The organism is Pleurocapsa sp. CCALA 161 (assembly GCF_003003995.1).
Lineage (GTDB): Bacteria > Cyanobacteriota > Cyanobacteriia > Cyanobacteriales > Xenococcaceae > Waterburya.
The window spans coordinates 1-6,100 of record NZ_PVWF01000183.1 but is presented as its reverse complement, the minus strand read 5'-3'; the positions used below and the strand labels follow the sequence as shown (position 1 = coordinate 6,100).

General features: G+C 38.5%; 8 protein-coding genes. 6 read left to right on the top strand and 2 right to left on the bottom strand.

Annotated elements, in window-relative coordinates:
• Both C7B62_RS23760 and C7B62_RS23755 read right to left on the bottom strand, forming a co-directional pair.
• On the bottom strand, nucleotides 1-926 hold a 926-nt coding region (locus tag C7B62_RS23760), incomplete at its 3' end, for an ATPase domain-containing protein (RefSeq protein WP_146132191.1).
• Between the two features lie 351 nt (nucleotides 927-1,277).
• Entirely contained in the window at nucleotides 1,278-1,457 is a 180-nt protein-coding gene (locus C7B62_RS23755; protein WP_106243499.1) for a YqaE/Pmp3 family membrane protein, read from the bottom strand.
• A 235-nt stretch (nucleotides 1,458-1,692) separates the two neighbouring features.
• Between C7B62_RS23755 and C7B62_RS23750 the strand changes: the two genes are divergently transcribed.
• From C7B62_RS23750 to C7B62_RS23725, 6 genes are all read left to right on the top strand, one after another.
• Nucleotides 1,693-2,058: a phage holin family protein gene (locus C7B62_RS23750; RefSeq protein ID WP_106243495.1), complete on the top strand. Its 366-nt coding sequence runs from the start codon at nucleotides 1,693-1,695 to the stop codon at nucleotides 2,056-2,058.
• 242 nt (nucleotides 2,059-2,300) lie between these two features.
• The gene (locus C7B62_RS23745) at nucleotides 2,301-3,275 is read left to right on the top strand and encodes a DUF2382 domain-containing protein (RefSeq protein WP_106243493.1); all 975 of its coding nucleotides are present in this window, start codon (nucleotides 2,301-2,303) and stop codon (nucleotides 3,273-3,275) included.
• Nucleotides 3,276-3,304: 29 nt separating this feature from the next.
• On the top strand, nucleotides 3,305-4,105 hold the full coding sequence (locus tag C7B62_RS23740) for an SDR family NAD(P)-dependent oxidoreductase (protein ID WP_106243489.1): 801 nt from the start codon (nucleotides 3,305-3,307) through the stop codon (nucleotides 4,103-4,105).
• Nucleotides 4,106-4,132: 27 nt separating this feature from the next.
• Nucleotides 4,133-4,594: a BON domain-containing protein gene (locus C7B62_RS23735; RefSeq protein WP_106243486.1), complete on the top strand. Its 462-nt coding sequence runs from the start codon at nucleotides 4,133-4,135 to the stop codon at nucleotides 4,592-4,594.
• Nucleotides 4,595-4,683: 89 nt separating this feature from the next.
• The gene (locus C7B62_RS23730; RefSeq protein ID WP_106243482.1) at nucleotides 4,684-5,211 is read left to right on the top strand and encodes a DUF421 domain-containing protein; all 528 of its coding nucleotides are present in this window, start codon (nucleotides 4,684-4,686) and stop codon (nucleotides 5,209-5,211) included.
• 47 nt (nucleotides 5,212-5,258) lie between these two features.
• Entirely contained in the window at nucleotides 5,259-5,966 is a 708-nt protein-coding gene (locus C7B62_RS23725) for a sterol desaturase family protein (RefSeq protein WP_106243478.1), read from the top strand.
• The last annotated feature ends 134 nt before the right edge of the window (nucleotides 5,967-6,100 follow it).

Sequence of the window (6,100 nt, the reverse complement as noted above, 5' to 3'; positions counted from 1 at the left end):
AATTCACAACGTCTTAAGATCGTATCTGACGCTTCTTCAAAAGCATATAAGATTGAGCGCTCTCCTCTTCCCGCAGCCTCTTTCATGAACTGCATCCCAAAGGTAGACTTACCTACTCCTGATGGTCCACTGAGAATAGTTGTCGTTCCTCGTTCAATCCCACCATTGAGCAATTCATCAATTTCTGGAATACCAGAGGAAATCATTTCTAGTTGAGCTTGACGTTGATAAGTCTCTGGGATGAGAATCGGGTAAACTAACATACCGCGATCGCTTAACTGTAAATCATGATGACCTTTAGCAAAACCAGAACCGCGAAATTTGTTGACTTGAAGACAGCGTTTGTTGACGGTTGTGTGTAATTCAATTACGCCATCGCTCATAAACTGAAGATCGTCATCAGGATCGAGATCGCTTCCTTCGGAGCTAAATAATAAAGTAATATTGCGATCAACTATAAAGCGCAAAAATGACTGTACCTGCTTGCGAAATTCAAAGGTATCTTTTGCTAGATAGCGAAATTGGGTCATAGCATCGAGGAAAATGCGCTGAGGCTTAATTTCTTCAATTGTATCGATCAATTGTTTCGTGACTGGAGATTTTTCTACTTCTGAAGGGGAGAAAATATCATACCTTTGATCTTCGGTGAAAAAATTGGCTGTCGTGCTGAGATCCAGAAATTCCACCCGATCTAGCTCGATGTTCATTTGCTTGGCATTACGGCGCAGCCTTGCTTCTGATTCACTAAAGCTGATCAATAGAGTGGTTTCTCCTAAAGACACACCTGTACTGAGAAAATGAAGTCCCAGGGTTGTTTTGCCGCTACCTGGTTGACCTTTAATTAAATACGCTTGTTCGGCAATCAGTCCACCCAACAGGATTTCGTCCAAACCAGCAATTCCTGTAGATACTCTTTTTAAGGTCATTCAAATACTTCGGTGATTATAAAGAATTAAGTTGAGCAATAAAATGCTTTATTGCTCAACCTTAGATTATTACACCAACGTATCTTTGAGAAATATTTAAAGATAAATTTACCTCTGTTTTAATATTTCCTTAACTTATATGTATTTTGAATATAACGAGCTTAAGTTTCAAGCGATCGTTTTTTGCATTGTTATTTTAATTTAAGTGACATACAATACATCGTCAGTGAGATTGTGAGGGAAGTAATCGACAGGCTCTACAACCAGACAGTAATTGCTAGCCATATGCCAACAATTACTATCATTAACTAAAGGCGACGGTGGCACTATCTGACCTAAATCTAACCTAATTTATTGTACGTTTGCTTGCTCCGATTGTTTGGAGATTATCCAAAGTGCGTGAATAATCCCTGGAATCCATCCCAACAAGGTTAGTAAGATATTAATTAGTAGAGCTTGACTTACTCCCATAGTTAAAAATACACCGAGGGGTGGGAGTAATATTGCAGCAATAACCTTGATAATTCCCATTTTTTTCTGTTTTCTAATACTTTGTTTCTAATTTACATATATTCTAAATCTATTTATTCGGCAGATCTTCTATCTTAAGCAGGATAAGCAACTATTTTGCTTAACAGACCAAAATACATCTTTGGTCAGAGGTAAAAAGCCAAAAAAAATCCTAAAAATAAAACATAGTAATAAGAAAAAGTTAAGACATTATAATATTACGTTTTGTCTTGCATAAAATAACTGGAGTAAAATCATGTTGGGTTCATTTTTAACCATTTTAGCTACAGCCTTGAGCCTTTTAGTAGTTGATATAATCTTCCCTGGCGTAAACTTGGCAAACTTTCCTGCTGCCCTAGTCGCAGCGCTGGTAATTGGCTTGGTTAATTCAGGAGTGAAACCAGTAATTTCACTATTATCTCTACCTCTCAATATTTTAAGCCTAGGAGCGTTTTCCTTAGTAGTTAATGGTTTATGTTTTTGGTTAGCTGCTCTTTTCGTTCCAGGTTTTCAAGTTGCTGGTTTAGTATCCTTTATCTTTGCCCCTGTAATTCTCTCTATAGTCAATACATTTCTGAGCAAATACTTTGCTGAAAAATTACCAAATATGGCTCAAGAATAATAGTAATAACTACTTATTTATTTTTTTGCTCAGATTGTTATCTATCTTAAGGTTAAAAGATTTATGAAACCTTAGATAGACGACTTTTTTTTTGGTATTTGAGATATTTAATAAAGATTAGATTAAGATTAATATAAAAACTGGATAGCAAGCAGTATTAATCTCCACAAAACTAATCATAAGAATAGGTGGTTTAAACCTATTTATTCACATCTAAAATAACATTTTAGAAAATAATAATTATGACTATCAAACAATATAAACGCGCTGCTGGGTTATTTTACAGTCGTGATGAGGCAGAAAGCGCAGTTCGCGACCTTAAAGCAGCAGGTTACGATATGGATCAAGTATCTGTCGTTGCTAAAGACGCCGATCAAGTAGCAGGACATGAAACCACAGACAAAATAGGCAACAAAGCAGATGAAGGTGCTACTACCGGCGCTTTGACAGGTGGTACATTAGGCGGTATCACTGGATTATTGGTGGGTTTGGGTGCATTAGCTATCCCAGGTATTGGGCCTATTTTGTTAGCTGGTGCAGAAGCAACTGCGATCGCCACAACTCTAGCTGGAGCGGGTATTGGTGCTGCTGCTGGTAGTTTAATCGGTGCGTTGATCGGTTTGGGTATTCCTGAAGAGAAAGCTAAAATGTACAGCGATCGCGTAGGTCGAGGTAGTTTTCTGGTGATGGTTACAGGAACAGGTGTAGAAATCGACCGTGCAGCAACTATCATGCGCAAGCACGGTGTTGAAGAATTTGACATTTATGATATGCCAGGAGCAACACCCACTGCTATTCATCATGTTGACGAAGATATCAGAACTAGAACCGATCTTGGCGATCGCGATAAAATCAGACTGTACGAAGAACGCTTGATGGTTAACAAGCAACGTGCTAAAGCTGGAGAAGTGTCTATTGGTAAGCATGTTGAAACCAAAACAGCAGAAGTTGCCGTACCTGTTGAAAGAGAACGGATTGTGATCGAACGTACAGACGCGGTAAACCAAACTGTCAATCCTGGCAGCGTCGATTTCAGCGAATCTAAGCCAGTTCGCATGGATGTTTATCAAGAAACGGCTGATATTCAAAAACAAGCTTTTGTGCGTGAAGAAGTCAACGTTCATAAAGAGGTTGAACGCGACACTATAACAGCACGAGACACTGTCCGTCGCGAAGAACTAGATATACAAGGAGATGGCAACGTAGTTCAACGATAAACCAGTAGCAAAGCAATAGAGAGACAAGTATGGATTTTGGGATCAAAGGTAAAGTAGCAGTAATCACTGGTGGGGACTCAGGCATGGGTAAAGCCACAGCCAAATTATTGGCTGCTGAAGGAGTCAAAATTGCCTTAATAGACAAAACAAAAGACGATTTAAATACAACTGCTCAAGAAATAGGTGAAATAGGCCAAGTCATTCAGACAACCGCAGATCTAACCAACCTAGAGCAAGTAGAAGCAGCAAAACAGCAAATTCTGGAACAATATGGCACTGTGCATATCTTGGTAAACTGTGCAGGGATCACAGGTTCAACTAAAAAGTTCTTAGAATTAACCGATGAAGATTGGTATGAAACCATTGATGTTGACTTTATGTCTGCGGTGCGGGTTTGTCGAGCTTTTATTCCCTCTATGCAAAAAGAAGGCTGGGGCAGAATTGTCCTCATCGGTTCAGAAGATGCAGTGCAGCCATACCCTGACGAGATGCCTTACTGTGCAGCAAAAGCAGCAATACTTAACTTAACCAAAAATCTCTCTAAAATCTATGCCAAAGACGGCATCTTAATCAACTCTGTTTCTCCTGCCTATATTGCTACCCCGATGACAGATGCCATGATGAAAAAACGAGCCGAAGAAAAAGGTACTAGTTTTGACGAAGCGATCGCCAGTTTTCTCAAAGAAGAACGCCCCCATTTAGAACTGCATCGTCGGGGTGAAGCACAGGAAGTCGCTGCGGTAATTGCCTTCCTTTGTTCCCAACATTCCAGCTTTGTCGTCGGCGCAAATTACCGAGTTGATGGTGGTTCAGTCGCCACTGTTGGATAAATATTAACAGTTTGGAGAAAATCTAAAATGAAAAAATTAACAGGATTTTTATTAAGTAGTGTTTTGCTTTTGGGTGCAGTTGGTTGTGATGTTGCCCGTACTAGTGGTGATGCGCCCACGAATCCAAACGACGGTGCAGCAAAGGTAGAAGATGCTGCTAAAGTAACAGAAACTAAAGATGATGGTCAGGGTGAAATACGTCGAAAACAGTTAGAAGCTGATATTCGAGCAAGAGAAGAGCGCAATAAAATTGCTGGCGATCCTGAAGTGAGGGCTGATTCTGATCTTGAAAGTGAGATAAGATCTAAGTTAGAAGCAAATATACCTCGTTCTCAACTAACCGTAGAAGCTACTGATGGTCAGGCAAAAATTATTGGCACAGTACCTAGCCAAGAAGAATACGATAAAATCGTGCCTTTAGCAAAAGAAATTAAAGGAGTTAAAGAAGTAACTATGGAAGTTAAGGTAATACCTGCAACTGAATCATAAGTTTTTCAGCAATAACTAACATAACTAAAGGTTTGGCAATGCCAAACCTTTAGTTATGTTAATGTTTACCAATTCATTATTGATAAATTATGTTTGATAATCCATTCGTGAATACAATTATCTTAGGCGCGATCGCCTATATTGCCATAGTTTTCATGCTGCGAATATCTGGCAAACGTACTTTATCAAAATGGAACTCTTTTGATTTTGTAGTGACGATCGCCTTTGGTTCAATTTTAGCTAGTATTTTACTATCTACTAAAGATTCTTTTGGCACGGGAATTCTTGGTTTTGCATTGCTAGTGTTATTTCAATATATTATTTCTTGGATTTCGGCGCGTTCTTCTTTAGCCCAAAAAATAGTTAAATCCCAACCTACTTTGCTACTTTACCAGGGAAAATTTAAAGCTGACGTACTAAAAAAAGAAAGAGTAACTCAAAGCGAAGTTTTAGCAGCATTGCGTGGTAAAGGTATAGCTGCGGTGGAGGATGCTGAGGCCATAGTTTTAGAAACAGACGGTAGCTTTAGCATAATTACCGATCTAGGTAATGGTACTGCCTCGGCATTAAGAGATGTTCGCGAATTCGACCGCAGCAATATAGTTAGTACCAACTAAAAATTGCTCATAATTATTCATTTTCAATAATTTTAAAGATTAATTCAATGAAGCTTTGGCTCTATTATCTCATCACTTTTTTTGTAATTATTCTGACACGTTATTTATTAATAGCTGGAGGTACTTATTGGTTATTTTATACTTCCGAAAAATCTATTATTAAACAATCTTTAGCGCTTAAACATCCTCAACAAAAACTAATTCAAAAAGATATTGCCCTATCTATTACAGCTACCGTAGCAACTGCTATTTGTGCAGCATTAGTCATGACTATCTACGACTTTGGAGCGACTCGCTTGTATAGTTCAATTGAAGATTATGGAGCGTGGTATTTAATTGTTAGCTTTTTCGGCGTAATTTTACTACAGGATACTAGCTATTATTTTTTTCATCGCGGATTTCATCATCCTTTGGTCTACAACTGGCTGCATCGAGGACATCATCGCTCCAAAAATCCGACTCCCTGGACATCTTTTGCTCTGGATTTTCCTGAAGCATTAATTCAAGGATTATTTTTAGTAGCTATAGTTTTTATAGTTCCCCTTCATTTTGCTGTTTTAGCCTTGTGGTTAATAACCATGACAATTTGGTCATTGATGACTCATCTTGGTTTTGAATTGTTTCCAGCTTTTCCCTCTCATTGGTTTGGCAAGTGGTTAATTAGTTCAGATCACCACTCTCTGCATCACAGGCAATATAGTAAGCATTACGGACTGTATTTTACGTTTTGGGATCGACTACTTGGTACTAATTAGGCAAAAGATTTCTTTTTATGTCTTCGTTCACGAGGAAGTCTTAAACCTAGTTAATCAATTGCTCATTGCTCATTGCTCATTGCTCATTGCTCATTGCTCATTGCTCATTGTTCATTGTTCATTGCTCATTGCTC